Annotated in this window: 22 protein-coding genes; 13 read left to right on the plus strand and 9 right to left on the minus strand. The window is 44.3% G+C overall.

The features are described from left to right. Window positions 1-43: 43 nt before the first annotated feature. A complete protein-coding gene (locus R7Q48_RS00710; RefSeq protein ID WP_017635120.1) occupies window positions 44-265 on the minus strand; it encodes a hypothetical protein in 222 nt (73 codons plus the stop codon). Window positions 266-387: 122 nt separating this feature from the next. Here R7Q48_RS00710 and R7Q48_RS00715 point away from each other — a divergent pair, with 122 nt between their 5' ends. Beyond that, window positions 388-915, plus strand: coding sequence for a TetR/AcrR family transcriptional regulator (locus R7Q48_RS00715; protein ID WP_005373975.1), 528 nt, complete (start codon window positions 388-390; stop codon window positions 913-915). A 44-nt stretch (window positions 916-959) separates the two neighbouring features. On the opposite strand, the gene R7Q48_RS00720 is transcribed toward R7Q48_RS00715, so the two are convergent. Then, window positions 960-1,910 (minus strand): helix-turn-helix domain-containing protein, encoded by a 951-nt coding sequence (locus R7Q48_RS00720; RefSeq protein ID WP_031781237.1) that lies wholly within the window; start codon window positions 1,908-1,910, stop codon window positions 960-962. A 184-nt stretch (window positions 1,911-2,094) separates the two neighbouring features. Between R7Q48_RS00720 and R7Q48_RS00725 the strand changes: the two genes are divergently transcribed. From R7Q48_RS00725 to R7Q48_RS00740, 4 genes are all read left to right on the plus strand, one after another. Further along, window positions 2,095-3,507: an ethanolamine ammonia-lyase subunit EutB gene (locus tag R7Q48_RS00725; protein WP_115386484.1), complete on the plus strand. Its 1,413-nt coding sequence runs from the start codon at window positions 2,095-2,097 to the stop codon at window positions 3,505-3,507. Next, a complete protein-coding gene (gene eutC, locus R7Q48_RS00730) occupies window positions 3,500-4,384 on the plus strand; it encodes an ethanolamine ammonia-lyase subunit EutC (protein ID WP_213972254.1) in 885 nt (294 codons plus the stop codon). Before R7Q48_RS00725 ends, eutC begins: the two co-directional genes overlap by 8 nt. 11 nt (window positions 4,385-4,395) lie before the next feature. After that, the gene (gene eat, locus R7Q48_RS00735; protein ID WP_005388719.1) at window positions 4,396-5,799 is read left to right on the plus strand and encodes an ethanolamine permease; all 1,404 of its coding nucleotides are present in this window, start codon (window positions 4,396-4,398) and stop codon (window positions 5,797-5,799) included. A gap of 187 nt (window positions 5,800-5,986) precedes the next feature. Beyond that, complete coding sequence (locus R7Q48_RS00740) at window positions 5,987-7,042, plus strand: nitronate monooxygenase (protein WP_318132105.1); 1,056 nt, start codon at window positions 5,987-5,989, stop codon at window positions 7,040-7,042. A gap of 38 nt (window positions 7,043-7,080) precedes the next feature. Here R7Q48_RS00740 and R7Q48_RS00745 read toward each other — a convergent pair whose 3' ends face one another. Continuing rightward, window positions 7,081-7,560 (minus strand): peptide-methionine (S)-S-oxide reductase, encoded by a 480-nt coding sequence (locus R7Q48_RS00745; protein WP_005388723.1) that lies wholly within the window; start codon window positions 7,558-7,560, stop codon window positions 7,081-7,083. Window positions 7,561-7,771: 211 nt separating this feature from the next. Here R7Q48_RS00745 and R7Q48_RS00750 point away from each other — a divergent pair, with 211 nt between their 5' ends. Continuing rightward, complete coding sequence (locus R7Q48_RS00750) at window positions 7,772-8,512, plus strand: DNA-binding transcriptional regulator YciT (RefSeq protein WP_017635127.1); 741 nt, start codon at window positions 7,772-7,774, stop codon at window positions 8,510-8,512. Here R7Q48_RS00750 and R7Q48_RS00755 read toward each other — a convergent pair whose 3' ends face one another. The 4 genes from R7Q48_RS00755 to R7Q48_RS00770 form a co-directional block, all read right to left on the minus strand. Next, a complete protein-coding gene (locus tag R7Q48_RS00755) occupies window positions 8,513-9,406 on the minus strand; it encodes a DMT family transporter (RefSeq protein ID WP_005373960.1) in 894 nt (297 codons plus the stop codon). It abuts the gene before it with no gap. A gap of 154 nt (window positions 9,407-9,560) precedes the next feature. Next, window positions 9,561-9,917 carry a VOC family protein gene (locus tag R7Q48_RS00760; protein ID WP_042523322.1) on the minus strand — a complete coding sequence of 119 codons (357 nt, stop codon included), beginning with the start codon at window positions 9,915-9,917 and terminating at the stop codon, window positions 9,561-9,563. A 29-nt stretch (window positions 9,918-9,946) separates the two neighbouring features. Further along, window positions 9,947-10,600 (minus strand): isochorismatase family protein, encoded by a 654-nt coding sequence (locus R7Q48_RS00765; RefSeq protein ID WP_033906301.1) that lies wholly within the window; start codon window positions 10,598-10,600, stop codon window positions 9,947-9,949. Window positions 10,601-10,632: 32 nt separating this feature from the next. Then, window positions 10,633-11,358 (minus strand): NUDIX domain-containing protein, encoded by a 726-nt coding sequence (locus R7Q48_RS00770; RefSeq protein WP_005373953.1) that lies wholly within the window; start codon window positions 11,356-11,358, stop codon window positions 10,633-10,635. 298 nt (window positions 11,359-11,656) lie between these two features. Here R7Q48_RS00770 and pncB point away from each other — a divergent pair, with 298 nt between their 5' ends. From pncB to R7Q48_RS00790, 4 genes are all read left to right on the plus strand, one after another. Continuing rightward, window positions 11,657-12,967, plus strand: a complete 1,311-nt coding sequence (gene pncB, locus R7Q48_RS00775; RefSeq protein ID WP_042523435.1) for a nicotinate phosphoribosyltransferase — start codon at window positions 11,657-11,659, stop codon at window positions 12,965-12,967. A 320-nt stretch (window positions 12,968-13,287) separates the two neighbouring features. Next, window positions 13,288-13,647 (plus strand): hypothetical protein, encoded by a 360-nt coding sequence (locus R7Q48_RS00780; protein ID WP_033906302.1) that lies wholly within the window; start codon window positions 13,288-13,290, stop codon window positions 13,645-13,647. A gap of 214 nt (window positions 13,648-13,861) precedes the next feature. Continuing rightward, the gene (locus tag R7Q48_RS00785) at window positions 13,862-14,380 is read left to right on the plus strand and encodes a glycine zipper 2TM domain-containing protein (protein WP_005373945.1); all 519 of its coding nucleotides are present in this window, start codon (window positions 13,862-13,864) and stop codon (window positions 14,378-14,380) included. Window positions 14,381-14,550: 170 nt separating this feature from the next. Continuing rightward, window positions 14,551-15,330 (plus strand): methyltransferase domain-containing protein, encoded by a 780-nt coding sequence (locus R7Q48_RS00790; protein WP_318132106.1) that lies wholly within the window; start codon window positions 14,551-14,553, stop codon window positions 15,328-15,330. A gap of 63 nt (window positions 15,331-15,393) precedes the next feature. On the opposite strand, the gene R7Q48_RS00795 is transcribed toward R7Q48_RS00790, so the two are convergent. Further along, window positions 15,394-16,275, minus strand: a complete 882-nt coding sequence (locus R7Q48_RS00795) for a DMT family transporter (protein WP_005373940.1) — start codon at window positions 16,273-16,275, stop codon at window positions 15,394-15,396. A 93-nt stretch (window positions 16,276-16,368) separates the two neighbouring features. Here R7Q48_RS00795 and R7Q48_RS00800 point away from each other — a divergent pair, with 93 nt between their 5' ends. The 3 genes from R7Q48_RS00800 (at window position 16,369) to R7Q48_RS00810 (ending at window position 19,876) form a co-directional block, all read left to right on the plus strand. Continuing rightward, a complete protein-coding gene (locus R7Q48_RS00800; RefSeq protein ID WP_005387224.1) occupies window positions 16,369-17,253 on the plus strand; it encodes a LysR family transcriptional regulator in 885 nt (294 codons plus the stop codon). A 180-nt stretch (window positions 17,254-17,433) separates the two neighbouring features. Next, the gene (locus R7Q48_RS00805) at window positions 17,434-18,048 is read left to right on the plus strand and encodes an outer membrane beta-barrel protein (RefSeq protein ID WP_005373936.1); all 615 of its coding nucleotides are present in this window, start codon (window positions 17,434-17,436) and stop codon (window positions 18,046-18,048) included. A gap of 160 nt (window positions 18,049-18,208) precedes the next feature. Next, window positions 18,209-19,876: an ABC transporter substrate-binding protein gene (locus R7Q48_RS00810; protein WP_005387219.1), complete on the plus strand. Its 1,668-nt coding sequence runs from the start codon at window positions 18,209-18,211 to the stop codon at window positions 19,874-19,876. 75 nt (window positions 19,877-19,951) lie between these two features. On the opposite strand, the gene ompV is transcribed toward R7Q48_RS00810, so the two are convergent. Next, window positions 19,952-20,728 carry an outer membrane protein OmpV gene (ompV, locus tag R7Q48_RS00815; protein ID WP_017635134.1) on the minus strand — a complete coding sequence of 259 codons (777 nt, stop codon included), beginning with the start codon at window positions 20,726-20,728 and terminating at the stop codon, window positions 19,952-19,954. Window positions 20,729-20,753 lie beyond the last annotated feature (25 nt).

Raw genomic sequence — 20,753 nt, forward strand, 5'->3', positions numbered from 1 at the left:
GCGTTTTCTTTTTTACTTAGCCTTGCCAACGTTTGTAGCGCACTCACGCCTTTTTCGAGGTGGTGTGCGATGGGCTAACGCCAAAAAACTCCTCAAGCAGCATGGCTTTGAGTTCTGCTCTGACTTCTGCGCCACCGATTAACGCCAAAAGTGCGAGTCCTCCTGGAATAAGGATGACCATTAATATCGGTCTTAAAATATACGAAAAGCAGAAGATGGTCGGGAAGAAAATCAATCCTTGGCCTAGTTTGTTTAATACGTACATGAGCGATTCCTTTTGTATTTATATAAAATGAGCATGCTCAATTTTATAAATGAGCGCGCTCAATTTGTCAATCTCAACCACGCAAGGTATGATCCTTTCAGGCTCATTAAGCAGACACATCAATGACGAAGCGACAACAAACCAGAGATAAAATTCTAAAAGCCGCATGGGCATCTTTTGCTCAAAATGGCTATGACATGACGACCACAAGGCAGATAGCGAGAGAAGCAGGAGTAGCCGATGGCACAGTGTTTAGCCATTTCCCGACTAAACTGTCGATTTTGCGCGAAGGGATGCTGGCGCAACTGCAACAGATCAGTCAAGAAACGCTAGTCAGTGTGGAAGGTAAAACCGATATCGACATTGGTTTGGCGCTGACGGAGAAATACTATCGCTACTATTTTGCGAACGTTGAGCTGAGCCGAGCTTTGTTGAAAGAGGTGATTTGGGATTTGGATTATTATCAGTCGTTTAACCAAGCTTTGTTTCAATCTGTAAACGGAAGCTCCGTCCTTGAGGGAAAAATACCGCTGATTTTTGACTGCTATTTTATGACGTTAATCTCGCACTTGAGCCGTGCAGAACCGGATGTTGAAGCGGCACTTGAAGAGCTTCATGCTAAGTTTCAGCAAATCATTGCGACTGCATAACATGGCCCCAACGCAGGATGTGAAAGAATATACTGCCTGTCATTTTATTTGCTGGACTCCCATTTTCTCGTTTCAGTTGGCGTCTCACCAAATAGCCGCTTGTAGCTTTGACTGAACTGCCCGAGATGGAAAAAGCCAAAGTCAAAAGCGATTTCTGCAATTGTTCGATTATCTTCAGGGCTTTGTAGCACTCTACGTACTTGATTTAGGCGCATTCGATGTATGAACTGCTTTGGGGAAGTATTACAGCAATGTTCAAAGGTGTACTGTAGTGTGCGACGACTGACGTGTACTGCGTCACACAGTTCACTGACGGTTATTGGTGTACGGTAGTCTAGATCCTGTAGCTGTTGTTTTATACGCTGCATCACGTGTTGACGATGAGAGATTGATATCGGATGGCTCGTGTGCAGTGAACTGAGTGAGAACAACTCCAGCACAATGTCTTTTAAGATTGCTTGATGTGTGGTTTCAGACCATCTTGGCTCGGCGGAACCAAGTAACGTGCCTAAGTAGTATTTAAGTTGTTGAATGTGTTTTTCCGTCAAACCCGTTAAGTGAAATGTGTTGTTTTGGATACTCCCAAGCTCAAGTTGATTTTCTATGATGTGAACGAAGTTTTTGTCGAGCACTATTCCATAGATAGAAAACTGCTCCGGTGTCATTAACTCAAAATCAGCGCCACCTTGCCTAAGCAAAAGCTGGCTTGAATTAAACTGACTGTGATTTAGGTGTAGCGGCTTATTTTCCGCACTCAAACCCAACCAAATACCTCCCTCTTCAACCCTGCATTGCTGTCTTAGCGAGCGGTTACTGTCTTCACGAAACACATGGAAATTGGGAAATCGTCGTTCTCGAATTTGACCTAAAAATCGACCATCGCTGAGTTGGTCATACTCCTGTTGCCAGTTTATCAGACTCGCAGCTTGTTGGTTTGCATCCTTAGTGTGATGGATGCACAGCATTGGTGCAGTTTGGGGCATTTGGTTACTCATCCTTGTGATGCTCATTCCTTTTTTGTGAGTCATGTTGGAGCAGTATTTACATAACTCATTGTTTATTATTGGTTTATAAATGTTGCCAGTTTTTGATAACGCTACGGAACACATTTGGCAATACTTTCTTAAAGCTTATTGATAGTTCAGCAAAAAGCGAACCAAATAGTGAAGAGGAAGAGCAATGACGGCAACTTATCGTCGGCAACAAGGAAGTAAAGTCTATACCTTTAAGTCATTAGCTGACTTGATGGCGAAAGCGACACCGGAGCGCTCAGGCGATGCGTTAGCCGGGGTTTGTGCTCAGTCAGCGGCAGAACGTGTAGTCGCACAAATGGCGCTGTCTGAGTTACCACTTAAAACGTTTCTTAACGAGGCGGTTATTCCATACGAAAGCGACGATATCACTCGCCTAATTATCGATACGCATGACCTTGCAGCCTTTAAGCCGATTGAGCACTTGACGGTCGGAGATTTTCGAAATTGGCTGCTGAGTGAAGAAGCCGATGGTGAAACGTTGGCTAAAATTCGTCAAGGTTTAACACCAGAAATGGTGGCCGCAGTCAGTAAGATTATGCGCAACCAGGATTTGATTCTCGTTGCTAAAAAATGCCAAGTTGTCACGGCTTTTCGGAATACGATTGGTTTGCCGAGTCGCCTGTCTACTCGCTTACAGCCGAATCATCCCACTGATTCTCTCAACGGTATCGCAGCGACCATTTTTGATGGTCTGATGTACGGAAATGGCGATGCGGTTATCGGTATCAATCCGGCAACAGATAATGTACCTCAAGCTATTAAGTTAATGAACTTAATGGATGAGGTGATTCAACACTATCAAATACCGACTCAGTCTTGTGTGTTAACTCATGTCACGAACACGATCGAAGCCATTGAAATGGGTGCACCAGTCGATCTCGTTTTTCAGTCGATAGGCGGCACGCAAGGGACGAATGATACCTTCGGAATCGACTTGTCGATTTTGAAAGAGGCCCATGAAGCCGCGTTGTCTTTGAATCGAGGTAGCGTAGGAAACAATGTGATGTATTTTGAAACCGGACAAGGTACAGCGCTGTCTGCGAATGCATTTCATGGGGTCGATCAGCAGACTTGTGAAGCCCGCGCTTATGCTGTCGCGAAACAGTTCGATCCTTTGTTGGTTAATACTGTCGTTGGGTTTATTGGCCCTGAGTATCTGTTTGATGGCAAACAGATCATTCGTGCTGGGCTTGAAGATCATTTCTGTGGAAAGTTGCTTGGTTTACCTATGGGTTGCGATATCTGTTACACCAATCATGCCTATGCCGATCAGAATGACATGGATAACTTGCTGACACTATTAGGTGTGGCCGAGTGCTCGTTCATCATGGGTATTCCAGGGTCTGATGACATCATGCTCAACTATCAAACTACCTCATTTCACGATGCCCTTTACGCAAGAAAAGTACTCGGTTTGAAGCCAGCACCAGAGTTTGAAAAATGGTTAATGGAGATGCAGATTTTCGAGAGCGTGCAAGACGTTCGGTTAAGTGAGCAAATCTCTCGCTCGTTTTCGGGAGCAATTAACCAACTGAATAAGGGGTATTCTCATGGGTAAAGTAATCACCATTGCTCAGTCCCCACAAGATGAGTCTGGAGTTGTCACACACAACCCTTGGGGCAAGTTACGCGACTTCACCTCTGCTCGGATCGCTCTGGGTCGCAGCGGAAACAGTGTACCAACCAACGAGTTACTCTCATTTCAGCTGGATCATGCCCAAGCTATGGATGCAGTGCATTGCAGTTTGAATGTTGACTCTCTCGTTGCTGGTTTATCGGACTCTTACTCGATTCTTGAAAATACCTTAGAACCTCCAGTGGTAGTGAGCAGTCAAGTGAGTGACCGGCTTATGTACCTGCAAAGGCCCGATCTAGGAAGGCTGCTTGATGAATCTTCTTGGCAAACGCTCAACTTGATAGCAAATGAGCATAACACTGACATTGATCTTGCGATTGTTATTGCTGATGGACTTTCTTCCGTCGCAATTCAAAACCATGCCGTGCCTGTTGTTACTCGATTGATTTCTCTTTTAAGCGCTGATGATGAACATCAATGGAAATTCGCACCTATCACAATCGTAAAGCAAGGAAGAGTAGCGGTAGGGGATGATGTTGGTGAATGTTTTAACGCCAAGGCCGTGCTGGTTTTAATTGGAGAGAGGCCCGGTCTAACTTCTCCGGATAGCATGGGTATGTATCTCACTTGGGGGGCTAAACGAGGCTCTAAAGATTCCCAAAGAAACTGCATTTCCAATGTGCGTCCCCAGGGGCTCAACTATGACGATGCCTGTGAACGCGCATTTTACTTGCTCAAGGAGGCTCGAAAATTACAACTGTCAGGAGTGAACCTGAAAGATCGCTCCGATATCAATGAGCCAAGTGGCGCAAGCGTTGAAGATAAACACAGCGACAACTTTTTAATTTCATCAAAGTAGAAGGATTTACTATGTCTAAACATCAGGAGTACTTGGCCAAAAGGCAGCTAAAAAGAGGCACCGCAGGTTGGATTTTACTTGCTGGCTTAGGTGTCTCGTATGTTATATCTGGTGACTTTGCCGGTTGGAACTTTGGCATCGCTCAAGCAGGATGGGGAGGCTTTCTTATTGCTGCTATCGCGATGGCAATAATGTATTTCACGCTAGTATTGTCTTTAGCTGAAATGTCTGCGGCGATTCCTGCTGCGGGTGGTGGTTACAGCTTCGCAAGACAGGCGATGGGGCCGACAGGCGGCTTTTTCACTGGCTTATCAGTTTTGATTGAATATGCGCTCGCGCCTGCTGCGATAGTGATTTTTATTGGCTCAGCAGTGAATGAATTGGTTGGTATCGATGGCCCTGTTGTTTACGCACTTTTCTACGCCGTCTTTATCGCTATTCATATGGCAGGGGTAGGCGAAGCTCTCAAAGTAATGATGGTCATCAGCGGTTTGGCTGTGCTAGCTATTCTCATTACTGCTGCTGTGCTTATTGATCACTTTGACGTTAATAACTTATTCGATATTGCTCCGGCGACGGCTCAGGCAACAGAAATCTTGCCGTTTGGGTGGTATGGCGTATGGGCTGCGTTGCCATTTGCAATGTGGTTGTTTCTTGCGGTTGAAGGTGTGCCTTTAGCGGCAGAGGAGGCAAAAAATCCGGCAAAAGATGTTCCCAAAGGCATCATTGGTGCGATGCTGTTTTTATTGCTAACCGCAACTCTCGTAGTCGTCCTTTTGGCTGGTGCGGTTGGCTCAAAGGTCATAGGCGATAGCGCGGTGCCATTAGTTGACGCCCTAAAGCTTACGGGCAATTCAACGGTAGCAATGGCCGTGAACTTACTTGGATTGGCTGGCCTTATCGCTTCTTTCTTTTCAATCATTTATGGTTACAGTCGCTTGGTGTTTGCGCTTTCCCGCGCGGGTTATTTACCGCAAACTTTGTCATTAACCAGTGACAAAAAAGTGCCTTCTCGTGCGCTTTTGGTTCCGGGCGTTTTTGGGTTCTTGGTTTCACTTACGGGTGAGGGGGACTTAATCTTGGCGATGGCTGTTGTCGGTGCGACTGTATCGTACGCATTAATGTCCTTGAGCCATATTTTATTGCGAATTAAACAGCCGGAATTAACTCGTCCATATAAAACGCCTGGTGGGATAATTACTTCGAGTATTTCTCTGGTGCTTTCTTTGATCGCAATGACAGGTGTTTATGCTTTTGATCCCTCAGCCTTTTTCATGACAATGGGATTGTTTCTTATCGGTGGTGTTTATTATGGGTTATACAGCCGCAACAAACTGGTGGCAGCAACCGCCGAGGAAGAGTTTGCCATGCTGTCTGTAGCAGAGCTAGAGCTTGAATCAGATGTCGTACGATAGTCACTTTGATTCTTGTTATTCAGCATATTAAGGGAGCCATAGGCTCCCTTTGTCATTTCTATCAAAAGTGCATAGCGCACAAATGCATCACTTTAACTTTATAAGCGGTTAATCATGTGAAAGTCTAGTCTGGATAACGATGGCGCAGATCCATCACAGGTAAAGGTTAAGTTTTCAAGGAAAGAGCATGATAAACAAGGTATTTAATACACTTTTGGGAACAGAGTTACCGATTATTCAAGCGCCAATGGCCGGTGTGCAAGACAGCCAAATGACCATAGCCGTCAGTAATGTTGGCGGGCTTGGCTCGTTACCTTGTGGAATGCTGAACAAAGACGCCATCGTAAAAGAACTTCAACTTATCAAGCAGGCAACTAACCGACCGTTTAACCTCAATTTCTTTTGCCATGAAATGCCGGAGTATGACGCCAACAAGCACGAAAAGTGGCAAAAAACGCTGCAACCGTATTTTTCCGAGGTTGATGCAACCGTTCAGGCTCAGCCAAACGCTCTGACAAGGATGCCTTTCAATCTTGATATTGCTGACGCGATTGAACCATTTGCACCGCCAGTGATCAGTTTCCACTTTGGTTTGCCAGACGATGATCTGTTAGCTCGAATTAGAGGGTGGGGAGGGAAGATCCTTTCGTCAGCGACTACGGTGGACGAAGCACTTTGGCTAGAAGCAAAAGGCGTTGACGGTATTATCGCCCAAGGCTTGGAGGCTGGTGGACACCGAGGTATGTTTTTATCGGATGATTTAACTACTCAATTAAGTTTGATGGCGTTATTACCACAAATCGCCAAACGGGTGAATTTGCCTGTTATTGCTGCAGGCGGAATCGCTGATAGAAGTGGGGTGGAAGCCGAGTTGAGATTAGGAGCGAGTGCCGTTCAAGTTGGCAGCGCCTATTTGTTGTGTGATGAGGCGAAAACATCGTCTTTACATCGATATGCCATTGCCAGTGAACGCGCGCAACATACCGCTGTGACCAATGTTTTCTCGGGCCGACCAGCGAGAGGCATTGTGAATCGCGCGATGTCGGAGCTAGGCTACATCAGTGAGTTTGCGCCGAAATTCCCATACGCCTCCATTGAAATGGCTCAACTAAGAGCGCTTATGGAAAAGCAAAACCGAGATGAATTCACACCGTTGTGGTGCGGACAAAACTCGTCGGGTTGTAAGGAAATATCGGCGGCAGAAATGACATTGTCATTAGTGGAAGGCATCGATTTAAACTGATATGCATCTTGCCTTTTAAAGCGATGCTGACTGAATGGTTACGAGTTATCCCTGTATTTATGTAGTAAATCTAATGGGATGTGGCAGTAATCATTCGGAAAGTTTGTGAGTCTGTCTTGGTGCTCATCATCACTTGGTACATAATTTGTGAGTGGCAGTACTTCTACGGCGATCTTGTCGGCGTCCGGTCGTGCTGCGATAAACGCTTTCGCGATGGTGAGATGCTGTTCGTTTTGGCTATAAACACCAGTACGGTACTTCTCACCTACGTCTTCACCTTGCTTGTTAACGCTGTAAGGGTCGATTATCTCAAACAAATACCCCATTAAAGTTTCAACCGAAACTTGCTCAGCATCGAACTGGGTTTTCACGCACTCTGCGTAGCCATCGTATTCGGATTGAGTGTTATCCGTTGTGCCATTTGCTCGCCCGGCTTCTGTGTTGATTACGCCCGGAAGGTGGCGCATAAATTCTTGCACGCCCCAAAGGCAGCCGCCTGCGAAGTAAATTTCTTCCATTACTTTTATCCTAGTCTCTATCGTTGTTGGGATGTAGGGAGTTAACCCCTACATCCCATTTTCGTTGCCCTATTATCTGTTGATGGGAGCGATATTCGCAAGGTACAGCTTGGCTAATCAGACCACGCGTTTTTTCCTTTTTACTTTCAAGTTCTTTTCATATGAAACATCAGGTGAGTATACTGTAAGCTCATCAATAAGGAGCGAACCTGTGAACCCAAGACAAAATGAAATTCTGCAATTAGTGAACGACCGTAAACGCGTTCAAGTCACGGAGCTTTCTGACATCATTGGCGTGTCGGGCGTGACCATCAGACAGGATTTGAACTTTCTGGAGCAACAGGGCTACCTAAAGCGCGTTCACGGCGCAGCTACCGCTTTGCAAAGTGATGACATTGATGCCCGCCTAGAAGTACGTTTCGATATTAAACAATCGCTCGCAAACCAAGCTGCGGATTTGGTCGCACCGAATGAGACAGTGCTGATTGAAGGAGGCAGTGCCAATGCGTTGTTGGCTCGGACATTGGCTGAGCGCGGCGATGTGACCATTATTACGCCATCGGCGTATATCGCCCATCTCATCCGTAACACTTCTGCCAACATTATCTTGCTTGGTGGCGTGTATCAGCACCAAGGCGAGAGCTTGGTCGGACCGCTGACTAAGTTGTGTATTGAGAACATTCATTTCAGCACGGCCTTCTTGGGTATTGACGGCTTCCATCAAGACACTGGCTTTACTAGCCGCGACATGATGCGCGCTGAGATCGCAGAAACCATCATTGCGAAAAAAAGGCGCAATATTGTTCTAACGGATTCTAGTAAATTTGGGCAAATTTATCCCTCATCAATTGGTAAGACTGACGAAATATCAGTGCTGCTGACTGACAAAGCCGCTCCGAAAAGCGACCTTGAACAAATCAAAAAGCGAGGTGTGGAAGTTATATTAGGCTGATTAAGCCACGCTTCGTTTTCTCTTCGCGAGCATTGCTGTTGGGGAGAAACCGGTGACTAGCATAGTGCCGCTAAGCACTAGAATTGTTCCTATGATGGTGTTAGAGCCGACGGGCTCATCTAGCACCAAGTAGCCCCATAAGATACCAAAAACAGGAACAAGAAAAGTGACAGTCAGTGCTGACGCTGGGCCGATATCAGAAACTAAGCGGAAATAGAGCAAATAAGCGAACCCTGTGCATACAACGCCGAGCGTGACAACAGAGCTCCATTCGAAATGACTTGGTTCTGCACGCATTGGTAAGAATGGTAGCAGCGGCAGTACCCAAATAACCGCCGCCCACATGCTGCCGTGAGCATTGTCAAAAGCAGGCACTTGTGGCGCATTTTTAGTGTAGTTGGTAGCAATGCCATAGCTGAAAGAAGCCATCAAACTGGCGGCAATAGGGAGCATGGCTTCTTCACCTATGGTTGAAGTATCTAAGCCGACCAAGACTGCAACGCCTCCAATGCCTATTAGCATACCGAGAACAGATTTCGCTGTGAGTGGGCTGCGGTACCAAACAAAGCCAACTAGTGCTCCCCATATTGGGGCGGTTGAGTTCAATATTGCTAAAGTTGATGCATTCAGTGTCTGGGCTGCGTACGCAAAGAGTAAAAATGGAACTGCGCTATTGAATAAGCCAATAATAAAGAAGTGTTTAGTATGCGCAGTTAACGTGAGTTTCTTCTTCAAATATACGGCGATCAATAACAAAGCGACGGCGGCAAATGTAACTCGAAATTCGATTAAGTAAGCCGGCCCGAATGTGTTGGCGGCGACTCGCATAAACAGAAACGAGCCACCCCAAATAGCAGCGAGGCAGAGTAAGCGAAAAAAACTGACGGCAGTCATTTGACATCCTTGGTCGAGGTCTAGCGCCTCATCGATTAATTGTTGCGCTAACAGTGAATTAAACCAAGGATGAGGTCAACCAGAAATGTAATGCCAGTTCCGGATCTGGCTAGCTTGGGCTCACGTTGATGGTGTGTTGTTGATTTGTGATCACTTAATGGCTCTCTGACCATACTGCGAATTCATTTCCACTCGGTTCAGTGAAGTGGAATCGACAGCCGCCGGGGAATTCGAAAATAGGGCGGATAATTTTTCCACCATGCTGCTCTACTTTTGTCTGAGTGGCCTGAATGTCTGAGCTATAAAATACTAAAAGTGCGCCACCATTTGCGGTTTGGTTTATAAACTCAGATTTGAAGAATCCGCCATCCAACCCTTGTCCTGAAAATGCAGAATATTCTGGACCATAATCGGTAAAGCTCCAGTCAAAAGCACGCTCAAAAAATTGTTTGGTCGCACTGACATTAGTGGAACCAAATTCAACGTAATTCAATTTTTCATGTTGATGCATGGTGAAATCCTTCTCGGTTACTATCGTTTCTAAGCGAACTTTTCTACGATGATGTCGTCCGCTTTTTCGACAAATAATGCGCCATTATCTCTGAGCTCTGTCAGCACATTCTCTACATTATCAGGCAGCACCGCACGAGTTGAAGCAAGATTAACTACCACATTGTAGCCAAGTTCCAGCGCTTGCATGACGGATTTTTTCACACAAAAGTCTAAGGCAAGGCCACCGATAACTAAGGTATCAATCCCGTTGAACTTTAGAAATTCATGCGCGCCTGTCGTTTTGGTGTCGGCAATATCATGGAAAAAAATACCGTAAGGGTGTGCGTCAGGATCCATACCTTTATTAACTTGAAAATCGTAGTCCAACACGGGTGGTAAGCCATCTAGCAGCTCAGAACCTGTTGTGCCAAGCACACAGTGACGGTTCCACTTTATATCCACATTCGGTAAACCAACGGGCTCAAGCATATTGGCTGGCGATTCTGCATCCCATTTTGCTTTCGGTGGGTGCAAGTCACGACTGACCAGTTTTAATCGGCCTTTGGCATGATTGTTCAAAAGCTCCGGTACGATTTCCAACGCACCTGCAACGGGCAGTTCATTTGGACATAACTCACTAAAGCCTTTCTCTGGATCAACGTCGATCACTGCTGTAGTTTGATAGTTTACTCGAACAGTCATGGCAGACTCCTTGTCTGTCTGATTGTCTGCGTTTATCCACGCAAACAGTTTTGAAAAAAGGTTACTTCGTCGCTAGTCAGCGTATATACCATTGCGGGTTTTCCACCTTTGCCTTTGTTGGTTGAAGCGACTTTATTAGTGGGTTTTAGTACGCCTGAATCTATCAAGCGGCGCTTAATCGTCATTCGGCTGATATCAATACCAAACTCTTGATAAGCAGAAATGATGTCCGCAACCAAAAACTCTTTGTCTAATGCAAACAAAAGAACCGATGTGTATTCAATGGATGCACGAAGCTTTTGCCACGCTTTTTCAATGGTTTTTTGATGATCAAATGCGAGGGTTTCTTCTCCATTGAGAATAGCCTGTAGCGAAAACCATTTAAGTTGGCATTCCGGTACACCTGCATTATTTATTTGCTCTACATTGTTACGATCGACTAAGGCGTAGTGCGTAATGTTTAAGCTCCAGTCTTCTGGATCGCGCTTTGGATCACCGTCGATAAACGCTTCGCTAAAATGGCGAGGGTAGGTATGGATTTTCTCACGGCAAATTCGGCGACGCGCCGCTTCAAAGTTTTCATCGGCCGGGCGTCCGCCTTCACTGGTTAAGTCTTTATCAAAGACAAATCCGCCCGGTAGTGCCCAGACTCCATGGTATGGCCGATTTGGATTTGAACGTTTAATCAACAACACTTCCAATCCCTTATCGGCACAGCCAGATAGCCTGAATGGAATAATGTCGACAGATACGATCATGGTTGGGTCCTAATATTGATTTGTAAGTAATCTAGCGCATAACAAGTGGTCAATCAATGGGTAAGTAACGAGTTGTTAGAAACGTTTTTGGTAGTGTTCGTAATACGGTTTGAGCATAAATTTAAGGATGACTCTGACTTATTCACAATGCTTGCTCGAATTCTAGACAAAAAAACCTTATAAAAATGAGTGGTTAGTAACAAAAGTTGACAAACTATAGATGGGTGTTTATTGTTTACGCAAATTAGTTAGTAACAAAAAGTTATATACCCAGGAAGGGCATGTAGAAGGGCACCTAATGACCACCAAACTATTTTCTTCCCGCATCATTCAAAGCGCTTTGGATTTCGATGTCTACAAAGTCAATATGATGAGTGCTGTAACAGCGCTTTACCCTGATGCGATGGTGTCATATAAGTTTATCGTGCGCAGTGAGGAAGACCTTTCTGAGCTTTTGCCTGAGGTAAAAGCCGAAGTCCTTAAACTGCAAGATATTCAATTTACGCAAGAAGAAATTGAATATATTAAGCGTGTCGCGCCTTACCTGAATCCTGACTTTGTTGATGCACTGCGCCATTTCCGTTTCAACCCACAAAGTGATGTCTCTTTCCATAATAAAGCCATGGCTGATGGCTCAAGCCAGTTAAGAATTACCATTAACGGTTTGTGGCGAGATACCATCTTGTACGAAACGATCATCATGAGCATCGTGTCTGAAGTTCGTAGCCGTCAGCGTTGGTCAGATATCCCTGTTGCGCAATTTACCACTGTTTTAGAAGAGAAAGTTCGACACCTAAAGTCGGAACTAAAACGTCGTAACATCACTAACTTTAAATTTTCTGACATGTCGACGCGTCGACGTTTTTCCTTCCAAGCTCAGCGCACTATGCTGGAATATTTGTGCCAGGAAGTGCCGGAATGTTTGACAGGAACAAGTAACTATCACTTAGCAAAAGAGCTGAATTTGACGCCTATCGGCACCGTTGCTCATGAATGGTTTATGGGACACCAAGCTCTGGTGAATGTGCGAGATTCGCAGAAAGTGGCGTTGCAACGTTGGCAAAAAATGTTTAATGGTGCACTAGGCATTGCGTTAACCGATACGATTGGTATCGATGCTTTCCTTAAAGACTTTGATGAAGAACTAAGTAACGCGTACTTCGGTGTACGTCACGATAGTGGTTGCCCTTATAGCTGGGGTGAAAAAATGATTGCACACTACCAGTCGCTGAATATAGACCCATTAACAAAAACACTGGTGTTTACCGACGGACTTAACTTCGAACAAGCGTTAGATATTTGCGAGTATTTCCAAGGACGTATTCAGGTGAGTTTTGGTATCGGTACTTTTCTTGCCAATGATATGGGTGATTATGTCAATAAAGATGGTGAAGCCTACCAGCCACTTTCTATCGTGATAAAAATGGTCACGTGCAATGGTTCACCGGTCGCCAAAATCAGTGACGAACCTGAGAAAGCCATGTGTGAAGATATCTTCTTTTTGATGAATCTCAAGCGCCGCTTTGAACAACCTCTTGATTTAAATGAGTGTCGTAAAATGATTGATCGTTTAGAAACTGAAGGTCAAAATTATCTCATCGACGCGTAGGCGTTATCCTCTCTCCATGATAAGCACCCTCTATCGTTACGACAAATTTATATAGGTAAACGTGGAGGGTGATTTCGTTATAGTAATATACAGAAGTAACCAGATACAGCGCAGGAAAGCACTCAAAAGTTGATGTGTTATCTGCCTTTGATAGGTGTAAATCGATACGTTACAGCATCGTGGACGGTGTATCTCATCCGACACTAAACTCAGTCTAATCACGTAGTTTATTCCCACGTACCATGAGCTCACTCGGGTATAGACGTCTATCTGCTTTTATGACTTTGGGCTTCACGTAGTTGCTTGAATCAGGAGTCAAAATGAACCTAGTAGTACATTTGCAAAAGAAAGCGATCCGAAAATATGGCTATGAGATGGCCACTCGCCAAGCATGGAAGTGTGGTATCAAGGCAAATCTTGTAAAGCGCGTGATTGGCCTTTTTAAAGGACAAATTGTTTGTGTGGTTGAAGGTTGCCGAGCAGAGTTTTCTTCTCCTCTTAATAACCCCCTTCACGAAGATGGCAAGCAGGGGCGATATGTGTTTGTTGGCGGTGTATGCTGGGAACCAAATAACATTATAGCGCCTGGTTTCCCTGATTTTATGTTTATGCACGTGCGTAATCTAAGCCACCGTCATAAGTATTTAACGGATGACGAACTATTTTTGAGCTTGGCTTAAAAATAAATCTCATAGACTAGTCCAGCCCAATCATAATCAGTAGTGATACAGTTTTAGCTCTGTTGACATTCTGCTGAGTGTTTCTTGACGTATCTCTTATAAAACAGTGTTTCTTTACTTGTTAATAACAGAGGGTTTGTTTTCGTCTGATGTGATTTCCCTTTTGCGATTTACCATAACGCTCATCAAAGCAAACCATACTGGGATGTAAATCATGAATATGAAATCTATCGCAATTGCAACGGCAGTTGTTGCTGTACTAGCAGGCTGTAAAGACAAAACGCCACCAGCTCCAACTCAAGCAAACATTACTTTGGTTGAAGCGGTGACTGAAACGGTGAAAAAGCCGCACCAAGTATGTAAAGACGTGGTAGTAACCGAGCAAGTTGCCCCTGCGGATGACAATAAAATTATTGGTACGGTTGGTGGCGCAGCAGCTGGAGCAGCGCTGGGCAACCAAATCGGTGGTGGCTCAGGTAAAGTGATTGCAACTGCAGCTGGTACGATTGCTGGTGCACTGACAGGTCGTAAGATCCAGGAAAATGTGCAAAAAGGTGATGTAGTAACAACGACGAAAAAACAGTGTCATACAGAATATACGACATCTGATAAAGTAGTGGGTTACGACGTCACTTACGAAGTTTCAGGTGCACCAACGACGGTTCGTTTGGCGAGCAAACCAGCGACAAAAACGTTCCCAATTCAAGATGGTAACGTTGTTCTACCACAATAGTTAGCGACTTAACCGAAGCGATTAACAAGCCCTTTTATCTTTGAGATGAAAGGGCTTTTTCACATAAGCGGCGTTTTCATCTGTTTTCCCATTGGAATGTGCGGCCAGAAATACCCGTTAATTTCCGCGTTCGATACAATCACTTTTCTTAAAGTACGAACGGAAAAAACATGGAAGATTTTTACCTGGCCGAGCACGGTCTGGCTGGTTATTTCGAAGCGCAATGGTTCGACAAGTTCATTGAGGAGCAACAGATTGAGATGATAACCAGTCGCTCAAAACAAGTCCCACTTTCTTTTTTGTCATCACCTCACTGCTCCCAAGTTGCTGATTTTATTGCGCAGGCGGTAATCGAAAGCAGCGTTCAGCCGTATTCCCTACTTGAGGTTGGGGCGGCGCTGGGAAGAAATTATTATGAGTTAGTGCAACGCTTACCTAACCTTAAAGAAGCGACGCTTGTGGAGCCTTCAAATAGGTTAATGGATGGCTTGAAGCAATTATTAATAGAAGAACAACGCGTCGAGCTTACTTACCTTCACGATGTGAACACCTTAAACACTTTAGAGGTAGAGAATAGAGATATCGTACAGAAATGTGCTCATGTTGATTTGACGCTAATTAACCAGCCTTTTGAGCTCGATACTCTCCAATCTCGCTTTGATTTAGTCGTATGTTTAAATGTGATTGATCAATGTGAGTCGCCACTTAGCGTGATCAATGCTCTAAAAAAAACCACCAAGGTGGGTGGGCTGATCGTTGTCTCTTGCACTTATCAGTGGAACGCGAAACACATCAAAAATAAAGAAGAAGCGGTTGATGATATCAAAGAATACTTTGCTGAAGGCTGGCGTCTAGTGTCGGAAGCCGAGCATGAATATCGCATCCGGTTTAATGATCGCTTTGCAAGGCAGTTTTTATCTCACGTAGTCGCTTACGTAAAAACCGATTAGAGCCACATAAAAAAACCGAGCACTTACGGCTCGGTTTTTTAGTCTTTGGGTTAGAGCACAACTTTAAGTAACGTGCGCTTCTTGTTGCTCTTGCAACTTTTTCTTGCGACGCTCTCGTTTAGAAAGCCAAACCAGAGGCACAACAATCATAATGGTTCCTATTGCCATAAATATATCAGGCACTTCTCCAAACCAAATCAATCCCACAAACACGGCACCAATTAAGCCACTGTATTCAGCGCTCGCAATTTTGTTGCTATCGATCGAGCGGTAAGCGATGACACATGTTGCTGCATAAATCATGATGAACAAACTTGAGCCAGCAGCAACAGGGAAAGCACTCCAGTCCCAAGGTTCTGCTTCGATCAGAACAAGCAAGAAGGCTACTGGAATACCTGCCAAGTTTGTCATCAATAACGTTTGCATCACAGACTGATTTTTTGGCAGTTTTCGAATGAGCAAGTTATTGATTGCTAAAGTAATTGCAACAACTAAAGCTGAAATCGCTGCCCAATCGATTTGGTCTGGACGAATGATGACCAATACACCGGCAAAGCCCATTATCGCTGCGGCGACCGATTGCTTAGACAACTGTTCTCCAAAAAAGATTGCTGCAAGCGGCAACATGATCAATGGCGCGGCGTAAAAGATCGCGTTCGCAGTTGCGAGCGGTAAAGATGAGATCGCCAAAACCATGAATATTGCACCAAGTAACCATACGTGAGCGCGAACAGCATGCCACTTAAACCCTTCAAGAAAAGGCGCATTTTTTGTTAGCAAGTAGACTGGCAGCAGGAAAAGCACCGCTGAAATTTGTCGGAAAAAGACAAATTGAAAAATAGGCACTTCATTTCCGACACTTTTAATTAAAGAGTCCGAAAGCACCGCAATGAGGTTTCCAACAATTAATAGCAGCATCGCTGCTCCGACCGATGTAACTTTCACTTTTTCCTCTCCTCTTTCTTTGCCAAAGAGTAGGTGATGTCATAGGATGAAGTGAAGTGATATTTATTAGTTTAAGTATGAGATTTTTAGATAATGAAATTGCCACCACTCAGAGCGGTTCACTGTTTTGAATCTGTTGCCAGAAACTCGAGCTTTTCGCTTGCTGCTGAAGAACTCAATGTGACGCAAAGTGCCGTTAGTCACCAGATACGATTATTAGAAGATTATTTGGGTGAATCATTATTTATCCGTCAAGGCAGAAAGCTCTCTTTGTCCGATACGGGCACCCGCTATTTAGAGGATATTAGCCCAGCAATTAGCTCAATTGCGATGGCCAGCCAAAAGGTGCGAGAAGGGGACAAAGGCAGCATACGGTTGGCGATTTATAGCTCGCTTGCCGTAAAGTGGCTTATTCCGCGTTTGTCTGATTTTAAGCGCTTACATCCAGAAATCGATCTGACACTCAATATGGTCGTTGGAGATCCTGAACAGACAGACAGCGTTGGCGATTGTTTCATCACGGTAGAAAAGCCAAAGCGAAACTACATGTCGGTAAAGTTATACGCGGAGACGCTGTATCCGGTCTGCAGCCATAAAATTTGGAAAGAGTTGCAAGATCAACCGATTCCAGAAGCGCTTTGGCGATACCCTATTTTGTCGACAGACTCAATTTATCGTGAGAGAGGAAAAGACTGGGCTGAGTGGTGCAGAGCGGGCGGTTACACCTTGCCGAAAGATGTCGATGTTCAACATTTTAGTCATATGTTGTTGGCAATAGAGGCGGCGCGTTATGACCAAGGCATCGCATTTGCGAATGATTTTATGCTCAATGAAAGAGATAAAGCGCACGATTTGGTGTACATCCCTTCTCATGGATTGGAAACCGGAGACAGCTTTTATTTTATTCATAAAAAGAGTCGAGCCAAGCAAGCGGAAATCATCAAGCTCACTAACTGGTTGAAGCAGCAATGCTTGTGAAATGACTAAATTGTCGAAATTAAGAAAGAAAGTGGCAAAGTTGTGTCTAAATATTTCATGTTTTATTGAGTTTTTATTCATTAACATCCACTTGGTTTTGAAACCAAGTGAAATGGATAGCATGGCATGCTTAAGGATGGGCAAAACACAACCTCAATAATTAACAGGCAGTGAAATACAATGTTTAAAAAAACATGGCTAATGACAGCCCTTCTAGCAACATGTTCTGTTGCAAACGCAGCTCCTTACGTTGGTGCATCTGTAGGTCAAGCATCGTTTGGTGATGTTAATGGCTCTATCAATGGTGGTGGTACTAACGCTAGCACTAAACTTAAACTTGAAGATGACTCAAGCCTTTCAGGCAAAGTATTCGGTGGTTACAAATTCAACGAATACATTTCTCTAGAAGCAGCCATTGGTGGCTACGATGCTTTAGACGGCAAAGTTGTTACTGTTGGTGATATGAAGTATCTATCGATTCAGCCAAAAGCGACTCTACCGATTGGCGATCGTTTCAACCTTTTTGCTAAAGCTGGTCTTTCTTACTTCAATGCTGAATTCAAAATTAGCAACTCTGTGATTGACGGTAGCGCAGGCCATACCACCATTTCTGACAGCACTGTAACAGGCATGTACGGTTTAGGCGCAGAGTTCGCTATTACTGAAAACTTTGCTCTACAAGTTGAATGGGAATACATGATGCCTGAGCTAGACATTGCGAAATTTGGCAATGAAAAAGTAACGGTTGATGCAGACATCAATGTATTCTCTGTAGGTATGAGCTACCGTTTCTAAGAATACTTATTCAAGTTACCTCTTGGCTTAGTAAACGTTTTTGACTTCTGTTGGTCGAGCTGAGTCCAAGCTTTGAATTTGTTTAGATATAGCACAGGAAGTTTAGTTGCTAAGCGTCCTGTGCTATTTTTTTGCTTTGGAATAACTCTTAGGAATCTTTGTGAACGATGTCAATCTTAGGTATCTGGATCTACTGTTAAAGCACTTTGAACCTCACCAGTATCACCTTGTTACGCTTTCTGAGCTAGAAGCGGTGATTTGCACGTCGAGGCGCAATGTTTCTATTGTGATGAAAAAGCTTGCCACTTACGATTGGGTCGATTGGCAACCTGCGATTGGCCGAAGTAACGCTAGCCGTCTCAGTATTAATATTTCCCTCCAACAAGCGATGACCGAGTTTTTGGTTGAGGAGCTTGGCAGAGGAAGAATGAACTCAATAACGAAACTTATTGATTGGTTCGGTCAAACCGCGGTTAGAGCACTAACCATCGCTTCTGAAAAAGTGAATCGATTGAATGAATCAAATAACGCTATTTTGATTTCTTCTTACCCTTGGGTATCCAAAATCGACCCTGCGAATACTTACCGTCACACTGAATTACACGTCGCGAAAAGCGTTTATGACGTATTGCTGACCCAAAATTCCAATGGTGGTATCGAGCCATCGTTAGCACACGAATGGAAAATGGAAGGCAAGGTAATGACGTTATGGTTGCGGCCAGGCATATATCGCCATGATGGCGAGCCCCTTAACATACAGGATGTGGTTTGGAGTATAGAAAGACTTAGGGAGATAAAAGGACCAGTTCACGAGCTCTGGCAATGCATTGATAGCGTGGTTGCAGAAACATCTAACTGCTTAAAAATTATATTGAAGCATCCGAACAAGTTGTTTCCATACATGCTAGCAACTCCTCATGCGTCTATTCTGTGTCGAGATGTCGTCTCTTTCGGTTCTAGTTATTCCTACCACATAGGGACTGGACCATTTAAAATCAGCGGCTGGAACCAGGAGAGTATGACTCTTGAAGCGCACAAAGAGTATTTTTCAGCACGCGCATTGTTAGATCAAATAACGCTGTCTCATGGTGATGTTAAAACCTTAAATATGTTGAGCTTTAACCAAAGCTCCGATCACGTTGAAGTGGAAAAAATTAGCGCATTTTCATATCTGACCTACCGCGAACGCGTGGAATCCCAACTCACAAAAGAAACTTGGTATCAACTCGCTGATTACATCCATGTGCAAAAGCGAATTTATGATGCGCCAAGTGCCGTTGACAGCATTCAGTTAGAGACTCATGAGCAAGATTTATCAATAACAGATGGTGTTGTGATACCTAAACTGAAAGGTAAAGTGGTATTAGCTGAACCTGTCTGGACGATTCCGAGTTTAATTCGTCATTCCGAATGGTTGCACAGTGTGATTCGTGCAACGGGATTAGAGTTAGAGATCATTGTTATTGATGACATTAGTTTTCCTGAGGTAGTGTCTCACCAAGCAGATTTGCTCTTCATTGAGGAAGTCATGGAAGCACCATTTGAATATGGCATCTTCGAATGGCTGTCGATAGCAACTGGACTGCGTTTTAGTTTTGATCAAAGCCAGATGTTAAGCCATAGAGAAAAGGTTCGCAGGGCGATGGCAGATGATCACTCGCTACAGTCTTTATTAAACCTAGAGAAAGCGCTGCGCGATCAGTACCTATATTTGCCTTTGTTTGTTGGCTACGAAGAAGTGACAAAAACACAGCAAGTGCGAGGTGTGCAGGTGAAGAATACAGGCTATAGCGATTTACATAGGTTATGGATTGCTCATTCACACTAGAGTCGGTGTTCAAGATTATGCAAATGTCCAACGCATAAAGCCATCGAAATGATGGCTTTATAAGGGCGTATCGGATTAGAAGTTGTACGACACACTTGCGCCAACAACCCATTGGTTTGCGCTATCAACGATAGAAGAGTCGCTGATACCGCTGCCTAGGCGCGTGTATTGTGTCATTTGGCTTACTTGCCAGTTGTCGTTGATTGGCATAACAAGTTTGTAGCCCACACCATAGCTTACCGTTGAATCACCTTTGTATGCTTTGCGGTTTGCGTTTGCTTCGCGTTGTTTCACACCAAAGTAGTAATCTACGTAGTCTTCACTTTGATAAGTTAGGTTAGCAAAAGGAACAAAATCAACACTACCGAATTTCATGATGTGGAAGTAAGTCGCGCCCGCTAAGTAACCTTTGTAAGCACCGCTGATATCGTGCTGAAGGTATGTAGAAATGACGTTGTTTTGATCCAGTGTAAAGTCTGCGTTTAAACCTAGATCGACGGCGAAACGGCGTTTATCTGTGCCTTTCAGGCTTTTCGCTGTATCACCGTCGCGCATTACACCACTACCTACAAGGTAGGCACTCATGTTGATTAACTCATTGGTGTTACCGAAGAAGCGGTAGTTAATGCCACTTAGGTCGGCATTAAAGTCGTCACCATGGTAACCACCGTTGAGAATTGGTGCTGTATTATGCTTTTGATCTTTGAAAAGATCGCTGCCTTGAGCCACACCAGCTTCTACGTTCCAACCGCCTTCGTTGTTGTAGATGTTACCGTTACGAATGTAAGTATCGCCAGCGAAAGCTGAGCCAGCAGCTGTCAGAGTAAGTAGTGCAATTAATGTTTTTTTCATCATTTTTCCGAGTTGTTCTGTTTTG

The organism is Vibrio sp. 378, assembly GCF_033339435.1.